At 56.6% G+C, this 23853-nt stretch carries 15 protein-coding genes and 1 pseudogene; 4 read left to right on the plus strand and 12 right to left on the minus strand.

Annotated elements, in window-relative coordinates; translation table 11 throughout:
• The first annotated feature begins 165 nt into the window (after positions 1–165).
• Positions 166–1095 carry a sugar kinase gene (locus ACOTXI_RS17100; RefSeq protein ID WP_008503228.1) on the plus strand — a complete coding sequence of 310 codons (930 nt, stop codon included), beginning with the start codon at positions 166–168 and terminating at the stop codon, positions 1093–1095.
• Positions 1096–1152: 57 nt separating this feature from the next.
• On the opposite strand, the gene ACOTXI_RS17105 is transcribed toward ACOTXI_RS17100, so the two are convergent.
• From ACOTXI_RS17105 to bcsR, 9 genes and pseudogenes are all read right to left on the minus strand, one after another.
• On the minus strand, positions 1153–2646 hold the full coding sequence (locus ACOTXI_RS17105; protein WP_008503229.1) for a M16 family metallopeptidase: 1494 nt from the start codon (positions 2644–2646) through the stop codon (positions 1153–1155).
• A gap of 227 nt (positions 2647–2873) precedes the next feature.
• Positions 2874–4160 carry a dicarboxylate/amino acid:cation symporter gene (locus ACOTXI_RS17110; protein ID WP_021242141.1) on the minus strand — a complete coding sequence of 429 codons (1287 nt, stop codon included), beginning with the start codon at positions 4158–4160 and terminating at the stop codon, positions 2874–2876.
• Positions 4161–4319: 159 nt separating this feature from the next.
• Positions 4320–6326: a biofilm formation regulator HmsP gene (hmsP, locus tag ACOTXI_RS17115; protein ID WP_023345069.1), complete on the minus strand. Its 2007-nt coding sequence runs from the start codon at positions 6324–6326 to the stop codon at positions 4320–4322.
• Positions 6327–6445: 119 nt separating this feature from the next.
• A complete protein-coding gene (gene bcsC / locus ACOTXI_RS17120) occupies positions 6446–9928 on the minus strand; it encodes a cellulose synthase complex outer membrane protein BcsC (protein WP_058654988.1) in 3483 nt (1160 codons plus the stop codon).
• Positions 9910–11016 (minus strand): cellulose synthase complex periplasmic endoglucanase BcsZ, encoded by a 1107-nt coding sequence (gene bcsZ / locus ACOTXI_RS17125; RefSeq protein WP_058654989.1) that lies wholly within the window; start codon positions 11014–11016, stop codon positions 9910–9912. Before bcsZ ends, bcsC begins: the two co-directional genes overlap by 19 nt.
• Positions 11017–11022: 6 nt before the next feature.
• Positions 11023–13443: pseudogene (gene bcsB / locus ACOTXI_RS17130) on the minus strand (cellulose biosynthesis cyclic di-GMP-binding regulatory protein BcsB).
• 10 nt (positions 13444–13453) lie between these two features.
• On the minus strand, positions 13454–16069 hold the full coding sequence (bcsA, locus tag ACOTXI_RS17135; RefSeq protein WP_103786816.1) for a UDP-forming cellulose synthase catalytic subunit: 2616 nt from the start codon (positions 16067–16069) through the stop codon (positions 13454–13456).
• The gene (gene bcsQ, locus ACOTXI_RS17140; RefSeq protein WP_008503236.1) at positions 16066–16818 is read right to left on the minus strand and encodes a cellulose biosynthesis protein BcsQ; all 753 of its coding nucleotides are present in this window, start codon (positions 16816–16818) and stop codon (positions 16066–16068) included. Before bcsQ ends, bcsA begins: the two co-directional genes overlap by 4 nt.
• Before the next feature lie 11 nt (positions 16819–16829).
• Positions 16830–17018: a cellulose biosynthesis protein BcsR gene (gene bcsR / locus ACOTXI_RS17145; RefSeq protein ID WP_008503237.1), complete on the minus strand. Its 189-nt coding sequence runs from the start codon at positions 17016–17018 to the stop codon at positions 16830–16832.
• Positions 17019–17192: 174 nt separating this feature from the next.
• Here bcsR and bcsE point away from each other — a divergent pair, with 174 nt between their 5' ends.
• Genes bcsE through bcsG form a run of 3 tightly spaced genes read left to right on the plus strand, consistent with a single transcriptional unit; the run spans position 17193 to position 20618 of the window.
• A complete protein-coding gene (gene bcsE, locus ACOTXI_RS17150; RefSeq protein ID WP_058654990.1) occupies positions 17193–18755 on the plus strand; it encodes a cellulose biosynthesis c-di-GMP-binding protein BcsE in 1563 nt (520 codons plus the stop codon).
• Entirely contained in the window at positions 18749–18946 is a 198-nt protein-coding gene (bcsF, locus tag ACOTXI_RS17155; RefSeq protein WP_024908822.1) for a cellulose biosynthesis protein BcsF, read from the plus strand. Before bcsE ends, bcsF begins: the two co-directional genes overlap by 7 nt.
• A complete protein-coding gene (gene bcsG / locus ACOTXI_RS17160) occupies positions 18939–20618 on the plus strand; it encodes a cellulose biosynthesis protein BcsG (RefSeq protein WP_008503239.1) in 1680 nt (559 codons plus the stop codon). The genes bcsF and bcsG overlap by 8 nt, the downstream gene beginning before the upstream one ends.
• Before the next feature lie 54 nt (positions 20619–20672).
• Here the strand turns inward: bcsG and ACOTXI_RS17165 are convergent, their stop codons facing one another.
• The 3 genes from ACOTXI_RS17165 to murB are packed head-to-tail and all read right to left on the minus strand — an operon-like array spanning position 20673 to position 23669.
• Positions 20673–21665, minus strand: coding sequence for a glycosyl hydrolase family 8 (locus ACOTXI_RS17165; RefSeq protein WP_008503240.1), 993 nt, complete (start codon positions 21663–21665; stop codon positions 20673–20675).
• Positions 21666–21681: 16 nt separating this feature from the next.
• Positions 21682–22644 carry a bifunctional biotin--[acetyl-CoA-carboxylase] ligase/biotin operon repressor BirA gene (birA, locus tag ACOTXI_RS17170; protein ID WP_008503241.1) on the minus strand — a complete coding sequence of 321 codons (963 nt, stop codon included), beginning with the start codon at positions 22642–22644 and terminating at the stop codon, positions 21682–21684.
• Complete coding sequence (murB, locus tag ACOTXI_RS17175) at positions 22641–23669, minus strand: UDP-N-acetylmuramate dehydrogenase (protein ID WP_103786815.1); 1029 nt, start codon at positions 23667–23669, stop codon at positions 22641–22643. Before murB ends, birA begins: the two co-directional genes overlap by 4 nt.
• Positions 23670–23853 lie beyond the last annotated feature (184 nt).

A 23853-nucleotide genomic window follows, 5' to 3' on the forward strand; every position in this document is an offset into this window, starting at 1 on the left:
GAGAACTTTATGTTCAATTCACCGGGAAAATGAAATTAAGATGACAGAAATGCGCAGGAACACGCGCTGGCTCAAATAAAATAATGGAACGTTGTTTTAATATAGTTGACCTGTTAATTCACTCAGCGCACACTGCTGATCATTCTTCTGTTCAGGTTCACGATTATGTCTAAAAAAATTGCCGTGATTGGCGAATGCATGATTGAGCTGTCACAAAAAGGCGCGGAAGTGAGCCGCGGATTTGGTGGCGATACGTTAAACACCTCCGTTTATATTGCCCGCCAGGTTGCGCCTGAGGCGCTCACCGTGAACTACGTTACCGCCCTGGGGACGGACAGCTTCAGCCAGCAGATGCTTGAGGCCTGGCAAAGTGAACATATTGATACCTCGCTGATCCAGCGTATGGAAAACCGCCTGCCGGGTTTGTATTACATAGAGACCGACGACACCGGCGAACGCACGTTTTATTACTGGCGTAACGAAGCCGCGGCCAAATTCTGGCTGGAGAGCGAGGATGCCGCGGCCATCTGCGAAGCGCTGTCGACCTTCGACTATCTCTATCTGAGCGGGATCAGCCTGGCGATCCTGAGCCCCACCAGCCGTGAAAAGCTGCTCTCGCTGCTGCGCGAATGCCGTGCCAACGGCGGCAAGGTCATTTTCGATAACAACTACCGCCCGCGCCTGTGGGTCAGCCGTGAAGAGACGCAGCAGGTCTATCAGCAGATGCTGCAATGCACCGACATCGCCTTCCTGACGCTCGACGATGAAGACGCCCTCTGGGGGGAGAAACCGGTAGAGGACGTGATTGCACGCACGCAAGCGGCTGGCGTGAGCGAAGTGGTGATTAAGCGCGGTGCGGAGTCGTGCCTGGTCGCGATTATGGGTGAAGCGGCGATTGAGGTTCCGGCTGTGAAGCTTGCCAAAGAGAAAGTGATTGATACCACGGCGGCGGGTGATTCATTCAGCGCGGGCTATCTGGCAGTACGCCTGACGGGCGGAACGCCGGAAGCGGCGGCACAGCGTGGACATCTGACGGCCAGCACGGTGATTCAGTATCGCGGGGCGATTATTCCGCGTGAGGCAATGCCTGTTTAAGTAGGGTGCGGGCTGATGCCCTAACCCTCTCCCACAGGGAGAGGGTTAGTCTACGCATTACTGCCCTTGCGGGATATCCGTCGCGTCAGGGTGTAAATCATCAGCCGTCGCGGCCTGCGTCGGCTGCGGCGCGGTCGCCATGATGGAATCCCAGGTCTTCTGAAGTTCCTTCATGTCATATTCCGGCTCGCCCTTCGGCTGCAGAAGGATCAACGCCATCTCCTGCGACAGCTGCTGACGGAGATCCTGGTTGAGCATTTCGACGGTCAGACCGTTCAGGAAATCCTGACGGAGCTTCTGGTACTGTTCCGGCGCAATATCCACCACCTGATTCTGCAGGGAACGAATACGCTGGCTGATCAGAATATCGGTATCGGCGCGCGCGTAGGTCGCAAACAGCTTCTGCAGCTCGAGTTTTTTCTGCGCCACAAGCGCGTTGAATTCCTCTTCGGAAAGCCCCTCTTTACGCACTTTTGCCAACTCTTTCGCGACGACACCCAGATTGGCATTCAGCTTATCGCCCGGTGATTCAACGTTAATGGCGCATTGCGCACGCTGGAACAGCACGCGGCAGTCAAAGCCAAGACCGATATTCTTCACGTTATTCTTACTGAGCGTCTGCTGAACGTGCCAGAACAGCGCTTCACGCGCCAGGTCGGCACGCCAGTAGCGCAACAGCGCCGCGGACTCACGGATGGGCTGCCAGGCGTTATCCCACATCACGGAGAGTCGGTCCTGACGCACGGTGTCCGTCATAATGCTGACAGGCTCTGCACGCAGCGGGGAGAGTGTCGGAACGGGGGCAGGCGATTCACGCTTGCCTTTCAGATCGCCAAACGCTTTGTTGATCTGCTCCACCACCGCGCGGCTGTCCACATTACCCACCACGATCAGCGTCATCGCGTCCGGGGTGTACCACTTCTGGTAGAACGATTTCACCTGTTCGGCGTCCACCGGCTGTTTTAGCGGCTCGGCAGGGTCATGTCCCAGCAACGTCGAGCCTTTCAGGCGGTAACGCCACCAGCCCTCTTTGGTATCACCAGGCCAGGTCGCCACCATGTCGCTGTTGCTCAACGCATAGTTGACGGTGTCCGGCGTAATCGCCAGATTGCCGGAGGCATCGGAGAGATACGTCAGGGCTTCTTTAAGCAGATCGTTGCGGTTATTAGGCAGGCTCAGGTTAAACATGGTGTAGTCATACGAGACCACAGCCGGAGGAAGCGGGCGCTTCGGATCGATGGCCTGTTGCCAGAGCGAACGCACCTGAACCGCTTGCAGGCTGCCGCTCTGCGTGAGCGCCAGCCGGGGAATAAAGTGGCTGAAACCGGTTTGCTGGGTGCTTTCCGTGAGGGAACCGGTATTAACAGACAGACGGATTTCAATACGGTCACTGGGACGTTGCGGCGTGGCTAACACCTGCCACTGAAAACCGTTCGCTAGTGTCCCTTGTTGCCAGGCCGGGTCTGGCTGGAGCGCATCTGCCTGCACATAACTGGCTGCTGCCATCATCAGCAAACCGCCGGTTAAGAGTCGAATTTTTGTGCCCTGCATGTGAACCCCTGATCAACATTCCTGGTTAAAAAAGAGTGCCTCGCGACGCGCTTCACTCTTAAAGATGACGATGAAAACACGTCGATTAGACCGCGCGTTCGGCAAAACGTCACGGTCCGAAGTGAAATATACCCAAAAAAAATCTTGTCGAATTATGACAGGTATGAACAGTTATTATGCGCAGGAGCCCGCATCCCCACAAGGGAATACGGGCATTTGTGACAAGATTAAGAGGATAAGCCAGGATTTTTGCTGTCAGTTGAACGATTATTCAGAGTATCGTCGAGCTTTTTGTGATCCAGCTCTTTCACCCATTTCGCGACCACTACCGTTGCCACGCCGTTACCCACCAGGTTGGTTAACGCACGCGCCTCTGACATAAAGCGGTCAATACCGAGAATCAACGCCAGGCCCGCCACCGGCAGGTGCCCCACTGCAGAGATAGTGGCAGCCAGCACGATAAAGCCGCTGCCCGTTACGCCCGCCGCGCCTTTAGAGGAGAGCAGGAGCACCACCAGCAGGGTGATCTGATGGAAAATATCCATATGGCTGTTGGTCGCCTGTGCAATAAACACCGCCGCCATCGTCAGGTATATCGAGGTGCCGTCCAGGTTGAAGGAGTAGCCCGTCGGGATCACCAGCCCCACCACCGATTTACGACACCCGAGTTTCTCCATCTTATCGAGCATGCGCGGCAGCGCCGATTCTGACGAGGAGGTTCCCAGAACAATCAGCAGCTCTTCGCGGATGTAACGGATAAATTTGAAGATGCTGAAACCGGTCGCGCGGGCGATGGAGCCCAGCACTACCACCACGAAAAGAATACAGGTGATATAGAAACAGATAATCAGCTGACCCAACTGGACCAGCGTACCGACGCCATACTTACCGATGGTGAAGGCCATCGCACCGAAAGCACCGATGGGCGCCAGGCGCATGATCATATTGATGATGCCGAAGATGACCTGCGAGAAGCTTTCGATCACGTTAAAGATCAGCTGGCCTTTGCTGCCCAGACGGTGCAGGGCGAAGCCAAACATCACGGCGAACAGCAGCACCTGGAGGATGTTTCCGCTGGCGAACGCGCCAATGACGCTGCCAGGAATGACGTCCAGCAGGAAGGCCACCACGCCCTGATCCTTCGCCTGTTCGGCATAGACCGCAACCGCTTTGGCATCCAGCGTCGAGGGATCGACGTTCATCCCCGCACCTGGCTGCACCACGTTAACGATGACCAGACCAATAATCAGTGCAAGGGTACTGACCACTTCAAAATAGAGAAGCGCCACTGCACCGGTACGGCCAACCGCCTTCATGCTTTCCATGCCAGCGATGCCCGTGACGACCGTACAGAAGATCACCGGCGCGATGACCATTTTGATGAGCTTAACGAACGCGTCGCCAAGCGGTTTCATTTGCGCGCCCAGTTCAGGGTAATAGTGACCCAGCAGAATACCGATGGCGATGGCTGTCAGGACCTGGAAATAAAGACTTTTGAAGAGTGAGGTTTTCATAGGGTGTCCTTGGGAAGAAAAACCACAGGCTTTGTAAGGTTATGGTTAACCTGCGGCTTTAAAATAACACCCGCATAACAGGACAGAAATAAACTCAGTTCAAATTTGAAACACAAATGTTAAGAAATTTGAGCTGGCTCGCACAAGCCAGCAACAAAATTACACTTTTGCGTTATTGTCAGCACCAGAAAGGTATCGTTCTTCAAAGACATCCGAAGGCACTGCGGGGGCAAACAGGAAACCCTGCCCGCTCTCCACGCCCGCCTCTGCCAGCCAGGCGCGTTGCGCGTCGGTTTCAATTCCCTCGGCAATAAGATGCAGGTTGAGGCTGCGCGCCATCTGGATAATCGCCTGCACCATGCTGCTGTCGTCCGGCAGACCGTCGACAAACGCTTTGTCAATTTTTAGTACATCCACCGGAAGCGTCTTCATGTGCTGAAGCTGGCGCAGCCCGGCGTAGCCCATGCCAAAATCGTCGAGGGCAATGCGAATGCCGGCATTACGCAGCGGCTTAAGAATCGCGACCGCCTCATTGGGGTCGTCAATGCGTCGACTCTCCGTCACTTCCAGGGTCAAGGTATCCGGTTTGATGCGGTAACGATGGATCAGCTCCAGCATCTCAGAAACCATGGTCGGGTGCATAAGCTGCATGGCAGACAAATTGACCGACAGCGGCAGCGTTATGCCGCGCTCCTGCCAGGCGGCAAGCTGACGACAGGACTCTTCGAGCACCCAGTAGCCGACGGTGACCATCAGGCCGCAGGACTCGATGCGCTCAATCAGCCCTTCCGGCAGCTCCCATGTGCCATCCGGCTGCTGCAGACGCAGCAGGGCCTCGGCGCTTTTTACCTCTCCCGTCCGCAGATCCACCTGCGGCTGCAGCCAGAGGGCAAACTGGCGGTTATCCAGCGCGGTCAGGATGTCACTCTCTTCCGTCAGGCGCTGCTGCGCCTTTTCCATCTGCGCCGGGTCGAAGAACTGGATTTGGTTTTTCCCTTTGCGCCGGGCGGTAAAGGCCGCCGAGAAGGCGCGGCGATAAAGCTGTTCCGCGGTCAGGTCGCCATAGAACATGGCAATCCCGATACTGGCACTCGGGCGAAGCTGGATACCCTGAATCGGCAGCCGCTCATTAATGACAGTGAGTACTTGCTGACCTAACGTGATCGCATGCCAGGGTTCTTTTACGCCGTTGGCAATCACCACCAGGTCGTAACCGCTGACCTGGGTCAGCACCATGCGCGGGGCAAGGACAGATTTGATCTTTTCCACCAGGGTGAGCAGCAGCATCTCTCGCTGGCTCTCCTGAAGCACGCCAGCCGTGTCCTGCAGGGTTTCACAGGCAATGACCATCAGCGCGGTGGTTTGCTGGCGCTCAACGGTTTGCTCCAGCATCGCCATCAGGAACGCTTTATTGGGAAGCTCCGATACCGGAAAACGGGTGGCGCTACTGTTCATCTCATCCTGCTGACGCTGGATGCGCTGCTGGTTGAGGTTGTAGCTGCGCACCAGCATGCCGATCTCATCGTCATGATGCAGACGCGGCAGCTCAAGCTGGTGTCCCATCTGATCCTGCGGCGCAAGCGTGTTCAGCTCGCGGGCGATACGGCGCAGGGGATGGACAATCAGCCGGTTAATGCACCAGGTCAGCGCAACGCTGAGAATAAGCGTCATGAGTAAGCAAGTGGTCACTAACGTAACCACCCAACTCATGACGAATTTATACATGCGGTAGGAGTCTGCCTGTAACACCAGGTAGGCCAGAGGCTGTGGATTCGCAGGGCGCTCAAGCGAATAAACGGGAAGCGAAATTTGCACCGGCAGCTCAAACAGGCGCATCACCATCATCGGGACGGGACGCTCCGGGATAAAGCTCATCCGCAGCGCCTGAAACTGATTGGGTAGCACGACGTCCGCCCGGCTCACAACACCGGCTGGCTGAATACGTTTCAGAATGGTTTCCGCTTCGGGGATATCCCCTTTCAGAATGGAGGCAGACAGCGGGCCGCGTACCGAGCGGGCGATACTTTCTAATTGCGAAGCCGTGTTATAGCGATTCTGCTGTACGGAATGAAACAGCAAAATTACGCAGAAGAGCAGGACAAACAGCATGGTGACGGCAGAGACCATCGCCATCTGTTTGATTGTTAAGGAACGGCTGACACGCAAAATGACTCTCCACAAAACTCGAAGCGCAGGGCGCGCCAGGGTGTAAACCTGGCGCGCCTGAGTATACCCGATTGCTGCGCTGTTAAGAGAGACTTACAAATGGATTAAGGAAAATCCGATTACCAGTCCGCGTAAGGGATGAGCGGTTGCGGCGGTAAGTCCATATCGCCCTGCCAGCCTGCAGCAGAGTAGCGCACATAGATCAGCGCATGGCTTGGGGTATAGTCTTTCGCTTCCTGAATGTCCACGCCCATGCCAACAAACCAGTTGGACGTAACCCGGCGCTCAATAATGGCTCGCGCGGTATAACCCGTGCCTGAGGAGCTGCTGCCGGTTTCCATCGCGCCCCGGTCGGTATAGCGGTCTGGCTCATCGGTCGGGATCAGATTCTGGATCGGGTAGCGCAGCTCGTCTTTGGTTTTGGAGTGAGACCAGGAGACCGAGCCCCCCAGCTCCCAGGACCAGTTTTCCGTGCGCTTACGCCAGGTCACCGGCAAGGCGAAGGAGACATACTCCTGCGGGCTGTAATAGCCGCCCTGACCCAGGGTATAACCGCTCAGGTCTTTGTCGTAGTGCCAGAGCATGTTGGAGACGCCGACCGTCAGGCGCTCATTGTTTTTATTAATGAGCTTGTAGTAGTAACCCGTCATCCAGCGGACGCGCCAGTTATCCTCCACATTTTTACCCGTCAGCGTTTCCGCGTTCAGGCTTGACCAGACGCCGTTCGCTTCCCCTTTGTCATAGCTGATGCTGACGCCGCCACCGGTCGCGCGTACGCCGCCCCAGGTGGTGCCGGTGTTGGTGTCTTTTTGCCCGCCGAAGGCCAGCAGAGAGCTGGAGATTGGCCGACGATGGGCGTTAACGGTATAGCCGATAGGGCCCAGATCGCTGCTGTAGCTGATGCCGCCCACCACGTCGACGACGTCAAAGCCCATCGGCGTGGTGCCAATATCCATCGCCCAGGTTTTATTCTGCCAGCCGACAGCGACGCTTGCGCCATTGTCTGACTGATGGGTGTTACCGCTACACGGCGTTTCGTAGCAGGTTCCCCATTTAGGGTCGTAAGTCCCGTTCCTGGTATCGAATGACCCGACGTCCATATTGACCAGATCGCTTCTGAAGAACATGCGCCCGTCAGAGAGCGGCGCATCCACCTGCAGCATGGTGGTATGCGCTTTCAGATCGGAATAGCCACCCGTGCCGCTGGAGCCCCAGTAATCGTGCTGCAGCGTGACGTTAACATCCTGCTGGCGGTACAACTCACCGGCATCACTGCGCACGCCGCGCTTCAGCCAGTCGTCTTTTTCATCGTTACGCGTCAGACGGGTGAAACTGTCGTTATCAGCCGGACGCGTCGTGGTGATACCCGTCGATACCATCGCATCTTTATAGGTTTCCAGCGCCTGCTGAGGCTGCCCGTTCTGCGCCTGGAAACGCGCGGCATCACGCAGCACCAGCGCGTTTTCCATTGATCCGGGCTGCGATTTAGCCTGCGGAATGATTTTACTGAAGGTCTGTTCTGCCGCGGCGGAATCACCCAGCCCCGCCTGCGCCATCGCGATGCGGCGCTGCATATTGAGCGACAGCGGCTGGCCGTTCTGCGCGGCGGGCAGCTTCGCCAGCTCCGCGCGCGCGGCATCTTTGTTACCCTGGGCGCTGTAAATCTCGGTCAGGCCGAGGATCGCGTCTTCGTTCTGCGGCTCACGCTGCAGGACGGCGTTGTACGTCGTTTTCGCGGAGTTCAGATCGCCACGCTGCTGTGCCCAGTCCGCCAGCGTCAGGTCGATGCGGGTGGAGGTTGGCTGCTGGCGAAGAAGATTCTCTGCCTCCTGCTCTTTACCGCTGTCCCGCAGGCGGTTGGCGGTTTCCAGCACCTGATTGCTTTGCAGGCGGTCGGCAAGTTCCTGAATATTGCTGTTCCACTGGCTGCGCGGCAGCGTGTCCAGATGCGCCAGCGCGGAACGGTCCTGATCGTTTCCGGAAAGATAGAGCCCGCTGGCATAGACCTGATCCGGGTCGGACGGTTTCTGGCGGGCAAGCTGACGCATCAGGGTGTCCGCCTGGCTGCGCTGACCCGCGCTGTAGAGATCGCGCGACAGACGATAGGTTATCCACACGTCGCCAGGAGAGAGCGCCAGACGACGACGCTGGATTTCTGCTGCCTGGGCGTATTTCCCTTGATTTTCCAGCTGTTCGGCCTGGGCGGAGAGCTGCTCGTTGGTCAGACTACGCTCGATATCATCAATGCTCCGACGCTGGCTGGCGGAAAGCGACTGGATAAACTGCGAGGCTTTCTCCGGGGACTGCGAGCGGTAAATATTGGCCAGGCCGCGAACCGCGTTGCTGTTGCCGCTGTCCATTCGCAGCGCCTGACGGTAATAACGCTCCGCCGCGTCGTTATCTTTACGCGCCGCGGCGGCGTCGCCCAGCCCCAGCACCGCGTAGCTGTCGGTATTGTCGATGTTACGCGCCTGCTGATAGTAACGCTCTGCCTGCGCCGGGTTATTCGCCTTCAGCGCCGCATCGCCCTGCTGGATCAGCAGCCAGTAGCGGTTAACCTTCAGAAGACTATCCCACTTACCCCGATTATCGCTCTGGGGATCGAGGGCAATCGCCTTTTCAAATTGTGCCACCGCGCGGGCGCGGTCGCCCTTCTGGGAATACGCCTGCCCCAGGGCACCCACCGCTTCACTGTCGGCATGGTTGGCGCTGACGGCTTTTTGCAGCTCGGCCACCGCCTTACTGCCCTGCCCTGCATCCACCGCAGCGAGCCCTTCCGCTTTCGCGCGGAACGCCGGATCGGCGAGCTGTTTTTGCTGCGCTTCAAGCTGGGCACGCGCCGCAGCGACGCTATCCCCGTAGCTGAATACGCTCAGATATTTTTGCAGCGCGCTGACGCTGGCGCTGCTGGCAGGCTGGTCTTTGATTTGGTCGTACCACATATCAGACGCCTGGCTGCGGCCATTGGTGGATTTGGCCATCTCCTGCAGTACCGCAAAGCCTTCATCACGTCGTCCGCTCTGGAACAGAAGCTGGGCCAGCGTTGTCTGCAGCTGCGTATTCCCGGGGCTGCTGCTGTTAATTTTTTTCAGCTGGTTAATGGCCGCACCGCGGCGAGCTGGATCTTTCGCCACGACGTTCCAGTATTCCGTCGCCACGTCGCCACCCGGCGGGTTGCCGTCAAACAGCTTGTCATAGGCGGCAATCGCTTCCTGCGTGTGCCCCGTAGTGGCGAGCAGTCGCGCCTGCTGGAGCTGCTGTCGGCCATCCGGAGTAGAAAGCAGCATGGTGTTGCGTGAGGACTGGTAAGCGCTCGAACCCGGGGCGATCCCTTTCAGGCGATCCAGCTCTTTTTGCGCGCCGGCGTTATCGCCCTGACGCAGCAGGTAGCGAAAGCGCGCGGCAATGACGTCAGGGTTGTTGGGGTCAATCAGCTCAAGGCGATAGAGCGACTGACGAACCAAATCCTCTCGCTGTGTCGATTCGCCCAGCCTGACCTGCTCCAGCAGCTGTTTCTGCTGCGGAGAGTTGGCGGCCTGTGCCCACGGCATAAGCGCCAGGCCAAGCGATAAACTGAGTAGATTTATTGTGAACTTGCGCATTCCTGGCCCCAATCCGGTATTAATTCACCTTTTGCGGTGAAGCGAAAACGATGCTGATCCCATCCTTGCCCAAAAAGCGTCAGCACATAGCTGTAATAGGCATTGTTATCGGGAAAATGGTCTGCAACGCGCTGGCGCTGAACCGCCTGGGCATCACGTTGTTGTAAAAAAGGCAGCATAGCGGCAGAGAACCCGACCGGGCCGTCACCGGTACGTTTCCCCGTCGCCACATCCACTTTCTCCGGCGGCACACCCCGTTTTATGGTCTTTGCCGCCATCGGCTGGAAGCGCGTCAGGAGCCGGGCTTTCTGAGGATCTTTATCACTCATCATGCCCACCCAGAGATACACGCGGATGGCGTCGTAACCGCCCACCAGCGCTTTCTCCTGCTGTAACCGCCAGCCTTTGTTTTTCTGATACTGCACCCAGTCCGGCGAAAAACCTTTCGGCGCACTCTCAAGCAGCAGGCGCAGGTTAGTTTCACGAAGCTGGGTCCACGGGGAACCAAAGCGCGTGAAATAAGCCGCTAGCTGCGGAGGAAGATAGCTGGGGTTAAAACGCCAGGCGTTCTCATCGGCAAAACCGACTTTACCAGGAAGCAGCATTGCGCCGAGCCCCGGGACGTTGACCACTTCCTCGCTGACAATGCGTTTCAGCAGCGCCTTACCCGTGCGGGTATAGTCCCGATCTTTCCACAGCCGACCCGCTTCGAGCAGTGACCAGGCGATCCAGACATCGGCATCAGAGGCGGAGTTGGTATCAATCACCGCCCAGGCGTCTTTATCTTTCTGACCCCATAGCCAGGCAGGCAGATGGACGTTGAGATCGCCGCTGGCGAGATTATCGCGCGTCCACGTCAGCAGCAGGTCAAAGGCTTTGCGATCGTTCGCCGCCAGGGCAAAGAACAGGGCGTAGCTTTGCCCTTCCGAGGTCGTAATTTTGCGCGTGTCACTGGGATCAATGACGCGCCCGCCTTCACTGATGTAGTCCTTTTTAAACTGCTCCCAGGCAGGCCAGGTACAGGCGGCGCGAAGAGGAAGCGCCGCCAGCATCACCGCTGCTAATACACACCAGCGAAAGGCTTTCATCACATCTTACTCATCCGGGTTCAGACGACGACGGCTGATGATTCGCAGCAGACGCCACAGCACCCATGCCAGCAAGACCACGCTGACCGCAGCCAGGATAGCGAGCAGAACCGGATGGTTAGCCAGCGCATACCACAGGCGTTCGAACCACGGCAGATGGCCCACGTAGTACACATCCCCCACGCGCAGGCTATTGACGCCGGACTCACGGATCACCGACACGGAACCAAACATCGCGGCACGTTTACCGCTGTCGTTCATGGCCGTATTGAGCAGTTCATACCCGCGCGGGCTGTCCGCGAGGAGAGCCACCACGCTGCGCTGTTCGTTGTAAGGCGACTGGAAGCCCACCACCGCGGCCATCGCCCCCTGAGACGTTACCGTCGTCTGCGCGCTGGCCTGACGATCGTTCACATCCGGCATAATGCTCGGGAACTCGGTCTGTCGCAGCGGCGTATTAACCCAGGACTGGGCCGCTTTCACCAGCAGATCGATACGTTTGTCATCCTTCAGCTTATCCGGGATGGTCCCGATCACCATGATGTCAGCATCTTTGTTCTGAATCTGGCTGCCATCGTCCGTCAACGTGACGTTAATGGCCGGTAATCCTGTTTGTCCTCCAACGGTCGCCATGGTGTCGAGCAGGGTCGTAACCTGACCTTCGTTTGGCGCTTTTGGCATTACCACAATGGACTCAGAGAGATCGGCCATACGGCTGAACGGGAAGCCCGCGTTAGCAAAGGCGCGCAGGTCCGGCATCGCCAGGAAGTGATAGTACTTCGAGAAGTCGATGGTCGACTCATCGCCAATGACCACGTGGTTCTGTACCGGCTGGAAGGTGATGCAGTTTTCCGCCGAGCCGCCAGGCATTGGGTTCATGTACTGGAAATCAAAGCGCAGCTGGTTTATCGCACCCAGCTTCAGTGCCGGAATAGAAACATCCGTTTTACCGTCCAGCAGCCCCTGCAGCACCGGCAGGCGAAGCATCAGGCGGTTCGTATCCTGCGTGCTTTGCAGGCTGAAGGATTGCAGGAACTGGTTGTTCAGGCTGATATCCATGCGCGAGCTGTCTTTGGTGGCTGGCGCGGTATAGCGGTAGTTCAGATTGATATCAATGCCGTTGGTACGCAGCAGGTACAGATCCGGCGGCAGATTCAGCGACAGGCTAATCGGCGCTGGCTCAAGCCCCGTCGCCTGCAGCTGTTCTTCATAGGTTTTCAGCTCGCCAAAGGTGACCGCACGGTCGGTACGTACCCAGTTTGGCGCATCATAAGGTTTACGCGCCAGCAGCGGTTTGACCTCATCTATCACGACGCTGTTGCCGCGGAAAAGGACGTTGCCCTGGGCAATGGCTTTTGCTGCCTGAACCAGATCTTTATCATCACGACCAAAGACCACCAGCAGCTTCACGTACGGGTTTTCCGGGTGGCTTATCATCTCAACGGTCGGCGCGTTGACGTCCGGATGATCGCGCAGGAAGGCCGGACGTTTCGCATTGGTGGCAAACACAATGGCATTTCTGTCCGGCAGTTTGTCATACATCGCCGGGAAGCTCTGGCCGCGCCAGCCCGCGCGTGAACCAAACCAGGACGCCACAATGGTGGCCGCCAGCTGCTCGGTCACGTCCGGGGACGATGCGAACACCATCGGCAGCGTGAGCGGACGGTTATCACGCGGATCGAAGAACGGAACCGGGAAGGCCGAGAGATCGTTTTTCAGCGCCAGCGACTGGTAGGTCATCTGCAGCGAGGAGTTACGCCCGACGTCCATCCATAGCGTGTTGCTGGCCGGGTTTTCGCAGACATCTCGGTAGTGGCCGACAAACTCCAGGCGGATACGGTTAAAGTCGGTGATAAACAGCGGATTGATCGGCACCTGCGCCTGCGTTTTCTTGCCGAGCTGCTCTTTCGTGACCGGCAGAACGTCCATCAGCTCGTCATTCAGGTAGACCTTCAGCTGAGACTGGGTCGGCAGCAGCGACGGCGACGGCGTGTATTCGAGATTCAGCACCGCATTAGAGACGACCTCGTCGCTGCGCATGCCAAATTCAATGCCGCCGTTAGGGTTGATGCCGCGCAGCACCATGCTGCCCGGAGGCGGCGCAATTTGCGCGAAGGTCAGCTTCACGTCACGCGACGGCGCATTGTCCGCAACGACGGGCGCATTCGCCCCCCGGACGCCCGGCATTACCTGCCCGATGACCTAGCCGTCTGCCGGCAGGGTGTTCCCCTCCGTTGGCTGGTTCGGCATGATGTTTTCAGTTTGACCCGGTGCCGCGGTGACAACCGGATCGGTTGCTTGCGCGACGACAGGTACGGTTGGCGCAGGAGTTGCCGCTGCGTTACCCGGGGCTGCGTTAGCCATTGTTGCGGGGATCGCATTCATCCCCATTGCCACTGCACATAACCAGGAAAGTTTTGTTTTCATCGCGTTATCATCATTGTTGAGCCATAACCGGGTCCGCCTGCTTCGCCTCATCCCGCTCAGGACGACGAGGAATGAACGACACGACCCAGGAAACCAGCGAAGTAAGTGACCGGAAAATTAATTTCACCGACGACGGGGCAAATTCTGCAAGGTGACGATAGCCACGGAACCCCAGCTTCAGAATATCCAGCAGGCTTTCCAGAGGCTTATCCTCCGGGAAGCTGTCCTGCCAGAGAGCCCACGTATCCGCGCGGGCAAACGTACACTGCACAAAATCGATATGTTGCTTTTTGGTCAACGGCATCAGCTGCCGGCCGACTTCATTGCCCACCACGCGAACGACCTGCGTCGGGAAGACATACTCCTGCTGGCCGCGCTTAAGCAGCAGGTTAACTTTTTGCCCTTCCAGCACCTTCGCCTGGCCGTTGATTTTGATCCCCAGACCGCCGTCAGAGAAGTCGTGCACGGTACAGGAGAAGAGATGGCCATCTTCACGGGCGATCGCCGCTGGCATGCAGATTTCCACGCGATGCGCGCGACGAACCTGTTTGCTCTCCACCGACACCGCCACCGCGCCGCCGAGGATAATCAGGTTGTAGAAGACCCAGGCCATACTGACGAAGACGGTCAGAATTTCGTTTTCGGGGCCGTAGAAGTAGCGCCAGATACCCGCAATGACGCCCACGATATTCAGCAGCACCAGGAAGATATACGGCCGGGAGATCACCCAGTCGACGTACTCCTCCTCCACCAGCCCGCCCTTCGCGGTGACGTTGAATTTACCTTTGTGCGGGTTAATCAGCGCCACCATCGTCGGCGGCGCGATGTACCAGGCCAGCACCGTTTCGTAGATTTCACTCCAGAAGGAGTGGCGGTATTTACCCTGTATCTTCGAGTTCGTCAGGCTCGCGTGGATCATGTGCGGCAGAACAAACAGCGCAATCATCAGCGCGGGGGCGTAGATGATATAAGCGTGAAGGAGCAGGAACGCCAGCGGCGCAGTCAGGAAGATCAGCCGCGGAATGCCGGACAAGAAGTGGAACATAGCGTTGACGTAGCAAAGACGCTGCGCCAGCTTGAGTCCTTTCCCGATCAGGGGGTTATCAAGACGGAAAATCTGCACCATGCCGCGCGCCCAGCGAATACGCTGGCCAATGTGCGCCGACAGTGACTCCGTTGCGAGGCCAGCAGCCTGCGGAATGCGCATATAGGCAGAGGTATAGCCACGACGGTGCAGGCGCAGAGAGGTGTGCGCATCTTCGGTGACCGTCTCGACGGCGATACCGCCAATTTCATCCAGCGGTTTACGGCGGATAACCGCGCATGAGCCGCAGAAGAAGGTGGCGTCCCACATGTCGTTTCCGTCCTGTACCAGCCCATAGAACAGCGTGCCTTCGTTCGGGGTTTTGCGGAAGCGGCCAAGGTTACGTTCAAACGGGTCCGGCGAGAAGAAATGGTGCGGCGTCTGCATCATCGCCAGCTCTTTCTCCTTCAGGAACCAGCCCATGGTCATCTGCAGGAACGAGCGCGTCGGCACGTGGTCGCAGTCAAAAATCGAGACAAACTCCCCGGTGGCATACTTCAACGCGTTGTTGATGTTCCCGGCTTTAGCGTGTTCGTGCGTCGGACGGGCGATGTACTCGACGCCAACCTCCTCCGCGAACTGGCGGAATGCCGGGCGGTTGCCGTCATCCAGGATCCAGACCTTGAGCTTGTCTTTCGGCCAGTCGATGCCCAGCGCGGCATAGATGGTGTTCTTCACCACGCTCAGGTCTTCGTTGTAGGTCGGCACGAAGAGATCGACGGTTGGCCACTGGGTGGTGTCCTTTGGCAACGGAACCGGCTGGCGGTTGAGCGGCCAAATCACCTGGAAATAGCCCAGCACCAGCACAATCCAGGCATAGGTTTCAGCAAACAGCAGCACCAGGCCGCACACCAGACTCACCGGGTCGTCCCAGTTCAGCGTCGAGGTATAACGCCACCAGATGTAGCGGCAGGAGACGGTCAGCGACAACACGATCAGCATCAGCGCCGAGAAGCGGCCCGGAATTCGGCGCACCAGTAGCGCCACGCCCCACAGCAGGATCAGGAAAGTGAACTGCGCCAGAGGGTTGAAAGGCTGCGTAATACAGACCAGCGCCAGAATGAGCGAGAACACGACGATTACGCCGAGGATAAAACGCCGCAGGCCCGGGTGGAGATGCCCGAGCTCTTTATGGTTATCCAGATGGCTGGTCTTATCGCTTACGCTGTCGGGCAGTCTGTCCAGCCACTGATGATAGCGTTCACGTAACTGCTGCACGCGGGAGAAGCTCCGCCAGTGCGGCGTTTTTTTCTCCGTTCGGGAGGAGGTTGCCACCAGCCAGATGGCCTGAATGAGATAGCGCGCCGGATCCAGTGGACGCGGCCGGTCAGGATTAATGTGCGGATATAGCTCGCTGTGCCGTGCACGTATGCGCTGCCAGCGCGGGTGTTCAAGCGGTATAAACATCCAGGCCAGAATCATCCAGAAACAGCCGAGCGCGGCGCTAAATGCCGACGCACCGTGACGGCGAAAATGCCGGTAATGTTCGCTCAAACGCGAACTGACCGGTGGGATGAGTAACCAGCTGGCGAGACGACTCATACAGCACTCCCTGCATGCTCCGCCCTGTTGGCGAAGTTCAGCAGACACCAGTTAGCCAGCGTCAGGATCTCTTCTGCCGCCAGTGAATCGCTGCGGTATTCACCGAGCGGTTGCTTAGACGCAAGGCATTCCGCCATTCCCTCATCACGATGGATGACAATCGGAAGCAGGCGGCGCTGGCTTTGCAGCCAGACCTGATAGAGATCGTCCTGGATCTGGCTGCCAATGCGCAAATCGTTAATCAGGATATGGCCATTTTGAGGCAGTCCCTGCTGGTGCAGGCGGATATGGCAGTTCGCATCGACGTTAACGATCGAGAGGACATGATCGCACTGGGCGATAAGCTGTCGTGTCAGCGTGCCGGCACCGTGCGGCAGATCCAGCAGGATCCACTTGTAGTGCCCCTTTTCCCTCAGGCTCTGCAGCGCCAGCGTGAATTGTGAAAACAGGCGCTGGTACGCGGCTTCATTCTCGCGTTCCGTGGTGGTCAGTTGACCAAACGGCAGCAGGTCAAGAAGGGAGGTATAGCGCATACCTGCATCCTGCCAGTCTTTATCGTCAAGCAGCGCGCGGGCCCAGCCCTCTTCGCGAGTAAAGTCGACGTTAAACGACATACGCAGCAAATTATCGGCGCAGGCGTCAATAACCAGCACCGATTCACCTAAAAGCTGTAATGACCACGCCAGCGCCGCGGTAACAGATGTGGTACCCACACCCCCACGGACACCCTGTAATCCGAGTATGGCCATCAATGGCTCCCTTATTGTTGATGGGCGAATTCAGCTAATAACGGCCAGCGTTTAATAGCCGCAGCCAACTGTTCCCGCTGGGAAATATCGGTGTAATCTATTTCAGGTAAAGAAAAGGCCTGCGTCAGCGCCAGAAAATCGTTTTGGAATGTGTAACCCAGGGTCGAGTCGACTGGGGTTCCGGGTTCGTTATTATCCATTCTTTTTCCATCCCTTTGCGTAAAATCGCCAGTTCAGAAGTAGCGAGGCATCCTGCCCTATGAAATTTCATTTACATGCTAAATCTGATGTTCTTTAATTTCAATGTTAGGTTTATTTCTACGCTTTCGCTAGTAAACTGAGATACAGATAAATTAGAAGAAAAGAGGGACACCGTGGACTCCATATTTTCTATTGGCATCCAGTCATTATGGGACGAATTGAGCCACATGCCAGTCGGAGGAGTCTGGTGGATTAATACGGACCGTAATGAAGATGCTATCAGTCTGGTAAACCAGACAATTGCTGCCCAGGATAAGGATTCCCGCGTGGCTGTCATTAGCATGGGCGAAGATCCGAAGAAAATTATCACGCTGGAAAACGATCGCGGCCCTCAGACGGTGCGATTATTTTCCATGACATCGGAAGCCGATAGTCTATACTTTTTGTCCCGCGACGTTCAGTGCACTATTGATCCGGATCACTATTTAGTGATTCTTAAATGTGCAAATAACGTCCTGCAAAATATCCCTGCTGAAAAACTGCTGCCCTGGCTGGAAAAAATCAATAAATGGGCAAAATTTCAAAATTGCACGCTACTGATAGTCAATCCCGGCAGTAATAATGACAAGTTGTTCTCACTTTTAATGGGTGAATATCGTTCTCTGTTCGGTCTGGCAAGCGTTCGTGACCAGGTGGGCAGCTATCTCTACGATATTGCATTCTGGTGTAATGAAAAAGGCGTGAGGGCCAGACAACAACTTACGCTCAAACATATCGAGGGTAAGTGGCACCTGGCACAGCAGGAAGAAACCGTGGTGCAACCGCGCAGTGATGAAAAACGTATCCTGAGCCATATCGCGGTTCTAGAGGGGGCACCGGCCCTGTCGGAAAACTGGTCGCTGTTTGAATCTAACGAAGACCTTTTCCACGAAGCCCGCACAACCCAGGCGGCGACCCTTATTTTCTCATTGATGCAAAATAACCAGATTGAGACGCTGGCAAGGCAAATCCACACCCTGCGCCGCCAGCGCGGAAGCGCGTTAAAAATCATCGTGCGCGAAAACAATACCAGCCTGCGCGCCACCGATGAGCGCCTGCTTCTTGGCTGCGGGGCAAATATGGTTATTCCGTGGAATGCGCCGCTGTCACGCTGCCTGACGCTGATCGAAAGCGTTCAGGGCCAGCAGTTTAGCCGCCATGTACCGGAAGACATTTCCACGCTGCTCTCTATGACGCAGCCGATGAAGCTGCGTGGATATCAAAAATGGGATACCTTCTGCGACGCCGTCGGCAATATGATGAGCAATACGCTTCTTCCTGCAGACGGAAAAGGGGTTATGGTTGCCCTGCGTCCTGTACCGGGTATCCGCGTTGAACAGGCGCTCACTTTGTGTCGCCCCAACCGTACGGGAGATATCATGACCATTGGCGACAATCGCCTGGTACTGTTTTTGTCCTTCTGCCGGGTCAACGATCTCGATACGGCGCTTAACCATATCTTCCCCCTGCCTACCGGGGATATTTTCTCGAACCGTATGATTTGGTTCGAAGATAATACGATCAGCGCGGAGCTGGTACAGATGCGTGCGCTCCAGCCTGAACAATGGGCTAAACCGCTCGCAATTAAGAGCGATGCGAAACCGATCCTCAATGCCAGACATGATGGCCATATCTGGCGCCGGGTTCCGGAGCCCCTTCGCTTATTAACGGACAACGCGGAGAACGCACCATCATGAATATCAGCGATATCATCCAACTGGTTATATTCTGTGCGCTGATCTTTTTCCCGCTTGGCTACTATGCACGCCATTCCATACGTCGTATCCGTGATACGGCCAGAGTGCTGTTTATAAAACCTCGCTATGTAAAACCAGCCGGAACACTGACACGGGCATCACACGTCAAGGCAGACCGAAAACATGACTAATTCTACCTATACCGCTTCGTCACCCTCGCCGCTCTGGCAATACTGGCGCGGCCTTTCCGGCTGGAACTTCTACTTTCTGGTGAAGTTTGGTCTGCTGTGGGCAGGCTATCTGAATTTCCATCCCCTTCTTAACCTGGTGTTTATGGCCTTCCTGCTGATGCCCCTGCCGAATATCAGGCTGCATCGCTTGCGTCACTGGATAGCCATCCCTGTCGGCTTTGCGCTGTTCTGGCATGATACCTGGTTACCGGGGCCGGACAGCATTATGAGCCAGGGGTCGCAGGTGGCAGGCTTTAGCGCCAGCTATGTCCTCGATCTGACCGAGCGGTTTATTAACTGGCAGATGATTGGCGCGGTCTTTGTGCTGCTGGTTGCCTGGCTGTTCCTGTCACAGTGGATCCGCATCACGGTGTTTGTCGTCGCGATTATGATCTGGCTGAACGTGCTGACGCTGGCTGGTCCGGGCTTTTCGCTGTGGCCTGCTGGTCAACCGACCACCACGGTGACCACCACAGGGGGAAGCGCAGCAGCAACCGTTACCACGGCTGGCGATACGCCTGTAGTGGGCGATATCCCAACCCAGACCGCACCGCCGACCTCCACAAATCTGAACGCCTGGCTCTCCAGCTTCTACACTGCAGAAGACAAGCGACAGACCAAATTCCCGGACGCGCTGCCGGCGGATGCTCAGCCGTTTGAATTGCTGGTGATCAACATCTGCTCTCTCTCATGGGCCGACGTGGATGCAGCCGGTTTGATGTCCCATCCGCTGTGGTCGCATTTCGACATTCAGTTTAAAGATTTTAACTCTGCCACCTCGTACAGCGGCCCGGCAGCAATCCGTCTGCTGCGTGCAAGCTGCGGTCAGGCATCGCATAAGAATCTGTATCAGCCTGCCGGCAATCAGTGTTATCTGTTTGATAACCTCGCCAAACTGGGCTTTACGCAGCATCTGATGCTGGGACATAACGGCCAGTTCGGTAACTTCCTGAAAGAGGTGCGTGAACAGGGTGGTATGCAGGCGCCGTTGATGGATCAAACTGGTCTTCCCGTTACTCTGCTGGGCTTCGACGGCTCGCCGGTTTATGACGATACCGCCGTGCTGCAGCGCTGGCTTCAGACCATCGAGAAAGACAGTAATCCGCGCAGTGCGACCTTCTTTAACACCCTGCCGCTCCACGACGGTAACCATTTCCCGGGCGTGAGCAAAACGGCAGATTATAAAGTGCGTGCGCAGAAATTCTTCGACGAGCTGGACGCGTTCTTCACGGAGCTGGAAAAATCAGGCCGTAAAGTGATGGTGGTTGTGGTACCTGAGCACGGCGGCGCGCTGAAAGGCGACAGAATGCAGGTGTCGGGTCTGCGTGATATCCCAAGCCCGTCCATCACCAACGTGCCTGCTGGCATTAAATTCTTTGGTATGAAAGCACCCCATCAGGGCGCACCGATTGAAATCACCCAGCCGACCAGCTATCTGGCGATCTCTGAACTGGTTGCCCGTGCCGTTGACGGGAAGCTGTTTGTGGAAGATAGCGTGAACTGGGATCAGCTCACCAGCAACCTGCCGCAAACGGCAGAAGTCTCAGAGAACGCCAACGCGGTCGTCATTCAGTATCAGAACAAACCGTACGTTCGCCTGAACGGCGGGGATTGGGTACCGTATCCGCAGTAACTGATTTACCCCTAACCCTCTCCCCATTAGGGAGAGGGGATAGTCAGTGCGCTATTATTGCGCCGAAATCCACGCCAGCATTTTCAGACTTGCCGAATAGTAGTCGTCTTTAGAGGTGATTTCGGGTTCTCCGGAAGACTGCCCCATCGTTAAATCGCGTACAGCCAACAGGCCGCCTTCCATCATGTAGGGCGCATATTCGTTGGTCATGACGTTAACCCAGGCGGGCGTTTGTTCCCGGGGGAACTGACCAAACCAGGCTTTCCACGGCGTCAGGAGCGGGCTTTGCTTATCAGACCAGGCAAGGTACAGCGGAATACGAATCGCGTCATAGCTCATCCGCGGCGGCCAGCTTTTGGCAGGTTCCAGCTTGCCATCTGATGCCAGCGAGACCCAGTCAGCGGGCAGATCCGCTTTACCCGAGCCCATTTTTCCCAGCAGGCGCTTCCCGTCCTTGATCAATTCACGCCAGACCGGTAAATGGCTGCGCCCGGCGAAGGCCTGCCAGGCCGGAAACACGAAGTAGGAAGGGTTAAGGATCGCTTCACCGTCAAGCTTAAATCCCTGGACGCCGGGCAGCATCACGCGGTAACCCGCATAGCGGATGACGCTATGGGCAACCAGCGCTTTTGTAATGGCATCCGATGCGGCACCGTAGCGTTTTTCGTGCCAGCGGGCATCGGCTTTAAGCAGCGCCCAGGCAATCAGCACATCGCCATCGGCGGCATTGTTTTTGTCCGCGACCGGGTTGGACTCTGCGGGGTTATAGCGCCAGTAAAACAGACCGTTCTCTTTGTTCTTCAGCTCACGGTTTGTCCATTGCCAGAGCTTATCGAACGTGGCTTTATCGTCGTTGGCGACTGCCATCAGCATGGCAAAGCCCTGACCTTCCGTATGCGACACGCCGCCATTGCCGGTATCGACAATGCGGCCTTCCGGTTTGAAAAAGCGTGCTTTGTAACTCTCCCAGGCCTGTCCCGCCTGAGAGAGGGGTGAGAACAACAAGCTCATCATGACGGCCAGCGTCGCGCAGACGGGTTTTCGCATCATTAACTCCATCCGGTTATTCGGCACTCCGCAGGGAAATCTCACCGCCCATCCAGGGTTTGATCACGCCATCCTGCTCCAGGAGCAGCGCGCCCTGAGCGTCAATACCGCGGGAAGTGCCGTAGATCTCTTTATCCCCAATCAGCAATTTCACCGGGCGGTTGATGAAGTTATCCAGTTTTTCCCAACGAGACAGGAACGGTGCCAGCCCTTCCTGCTCAAAAAGCGTGAGCGAGCTGCGCAGCTCTTTAATCATACGTACGGCAAGGGTGTTACGATCGATGACGATCCCCGCCTCCTGGAGGTTAGTCCAGGCCTGATTCACCACATCATTCTGGACATTGCGCATCACCATATTGAGGCCCGCACCAATGACGATTTGCGCCGCATCGCCCGTTTTTCCCGTCAGTTCAACCAGAATGCCGGCGAGTTTACGATCGTTGAGGTACAGATCGTTAGGCCATTTAACACGCACTTGATCCGCACCCAGATCGTGAAGCACCTCCGCCATAACGATACCGATGACCAGACTCAGGCCAATGGCAGCGGCCGGGCCCTGATCGAGTCGCCAGTACATAGACAGATAGAGGTTGGCACCAAAGGGGGAAAACCACTTGCGGCCACGACGACCGCGACCGGCCTGCTGATACTCAGCAACGCAGGCATCGCCGGATTTCAGCTCAGGCAGACGATCCAGCAGATACTGGTTCGTCGAATCAATCACCGGCAGCACCGCCACATTACCGTGTCCAATCTGGCTGCGGATCGTGTCTTCATTCAATAATTGTATCGGCTCCGGCAGGCTGTACCCTTTTCCGGGAACCGTGAACACATCAACCCCCCAGTCGCGAAGCGTCTGGATATGTTTATTAATGGCGGCGCGGCTCATGCCAAGCTGTTCACCCAGCTGCTCGCCGGAATGGAATTCACCATCCGCCAGGATACCAATCAGGGTTAACGGGACCGTATTGTCCTTCATGCGATAGTCTCCACGGCGTTGACTTCACCTGTGCGACCAATGAAGCGGACTTCTGGCTCCAGCCAGACGTTAAATTTTTCGCCCACACGCTGACGAACATAATGAGCCAGCTGTACCACATCGTCGCTGGTTGCATCGCGCTGGTTAATCAGCACCAGAGCCTGCTGTCGGTGAACGGCTGCCCCGCCGACTGAAGTGCCTTTTAGCTGGCATTGATCGATAAGCCATCCTGCTGCCAGCTTCACGCTGCCATCCGCCTGAGGGTAATGTGGCGCGGTTGGCCACTCCTTCAGAAAACGTCGGGCATTTTCGCCGCCGATCACCGGGTTTTTGAAGAAGCTTCCTGCATTTCCGCTAACTTTGGGATCGGGAAGCTTGGTCATCCGCATATGGCAAACCGAGTCAAAAACGTCGCGTGCGGTAACGGTAGCCGGATCGAGACGCGTTAAATCCCCGTAGGTCAATACGGGCTGCCAGTTCTTCGGCAGACGCAGGCCCACGGCGACAATCACGTAGCGATCCTGATATTCATGCTTGAAGATACTGTCACGATAGCCAAAACGGCACTGTTCTGCCGTTAAACGCGTGGCCGTTCCGGTCGCCAGCTCGATGCAGTCGACATAGTCACAGACATGTTTGAGTTCGATGCCGTAGGCACCAATGTTCTGAATGGGTGACGATCCGGCGCAGCCTGGAATAAGCGCAAGGTTTTCAAGACCCGCCATCCCTTGTTCGAGGGTAAATTGCACCAGGTGATGCCAGTTTTCGCCAGCCCCCACGTGCAAGCGCCAGCTATCGGCACGCTCTTCCACATCAATTCCCATGATGCGGTTAACGATCACCGTTCCCGCAAAATCGTCGAGAAACAGGACATTACTTCCTTCGCCCAGAATCAGTACAGGTTCGTTTTTTTCTGTTGCGCTTTGCCATGCATCCAGCAGCTGCTGTGCAGTATCGGCACGTACAATTTGATTAGCATTGCGTTGAATGCCAAAGGTATTCCAGGGCTTAAGGGAGTGGTTCATAGACGCTATCCTGATGCAAAAACGCAGATAGTTTACCGTATAAGCAGGGTGTTGGGGGATTAGTTTGTGCAGCGCAGAAACGCAAAAAGGCCATCCTTCCGGATGGCCTCTTCACTTGTTTGATGCCTGGCAGTTCCCTACTCTCACATGGGGAGACCCCACACTACCATCGGCGCTACGGCGT

The sequence above is a fragment of the Enterobacter cloacae complex sp. BZL2005 genome (genome assembly GCF_049238885.1).
GTDB lineage: Bacteria > Pseudomonadota > Gammaproteobacteria > Enterobacterales > Enterobacteriaceae > Enterobacter > Enterobacter roggenkampii.

What these genes read in the sequence shown, in the direction of transcription:
- ACOTXI_RS17100 (WP_008503228.1), top strand. Translation starts at nt 166, where the DNA reads ATGTCTAAAAAAATTGCCGTGATTGGCGAATGCATGATTGAGCTGTCA.
- ACOTXI_RS17105 (WP_008503229.1), bottom strand. Translation starts at nt 2,646, where the DNA reads ATGCAGGGCACAAAAATTCGACTCTTAACCGGCGGTTTGCTGATGATG.
- ACOTXI_RS17110 (WP_021242141.1), bottom strand. Translation starts at nt 4,160, where the DNA reads ATGAAAACCTCACTCTTCAAAAGTCTTTATTTCCAGGTCCTGACAGCC.
- bcsC (WP_058654988.1), bottom strand. Translation starts at nt 9,928, where the DNA reads ATGCGCAAGTTCACAATAAATCTACTCAGTTTATCGCTTGGCCTGGCG.
- bcsZ (WP_058654989.1), bottom strand. Translation starts at nt 11,016, where the DNA reads ATGAAAGCCTTTCGCTGGTGTGTATTAGCAGCGGTGATGCTGGCGGCG.
- bcsA (WP_103786816.1), bottom strand. Translation starts at nt 16,069, where the DNA reads ATGAGTCGTCTCGCCAGCTGGTTACTCATCCCACCGGTCAGTTCGCGT.
- bcsQ (WP_008503236.1), bottom strand. Translation starts at nt 16,818, where the DNA reads ATGGCCATACTCGGATTACAGGGTGTCCGTGGGGGTGTGGGTACCACA.
- bcsR (WP_008503237.1), bottom strand. Translation starts at nt 17,018, where the DNA reads ATGGATAATAACGAACCCGGAACCCCAGTCGACTCGACCCTGGGTTAC.
- bcsG (WP_008503239.1), top strand. Translation starts at nt 18,939, where the DNA reads ATGACTAATTCTACCTATACCGCTTCGTCACCCTCGCCGCTCTGGCAA.
- ACOTXI_RS17165 (WP_008503240.1), bottom strand. Translation starts at nt 21,665, where the DNA reads ATGCGAAAACCCGTCTGCGCGACGCTGGCCGTCATGATGAGCTTGTTG.
- birA (WP_008503241.1), bottom strand. Translation starts at nt 22,644, where the DNA reads ATGAAGGACAATACGGTCCCGTTAACCCTGATTGGTATCCTGGCGGAT.
- murB (WP_103786815.1), bottom strand. Translation starts at nt 23,669, where the DNA reads ATGAACCACTCCCTTAAGCCCTGGAATACCTTTGGCATTCAACGCAAT.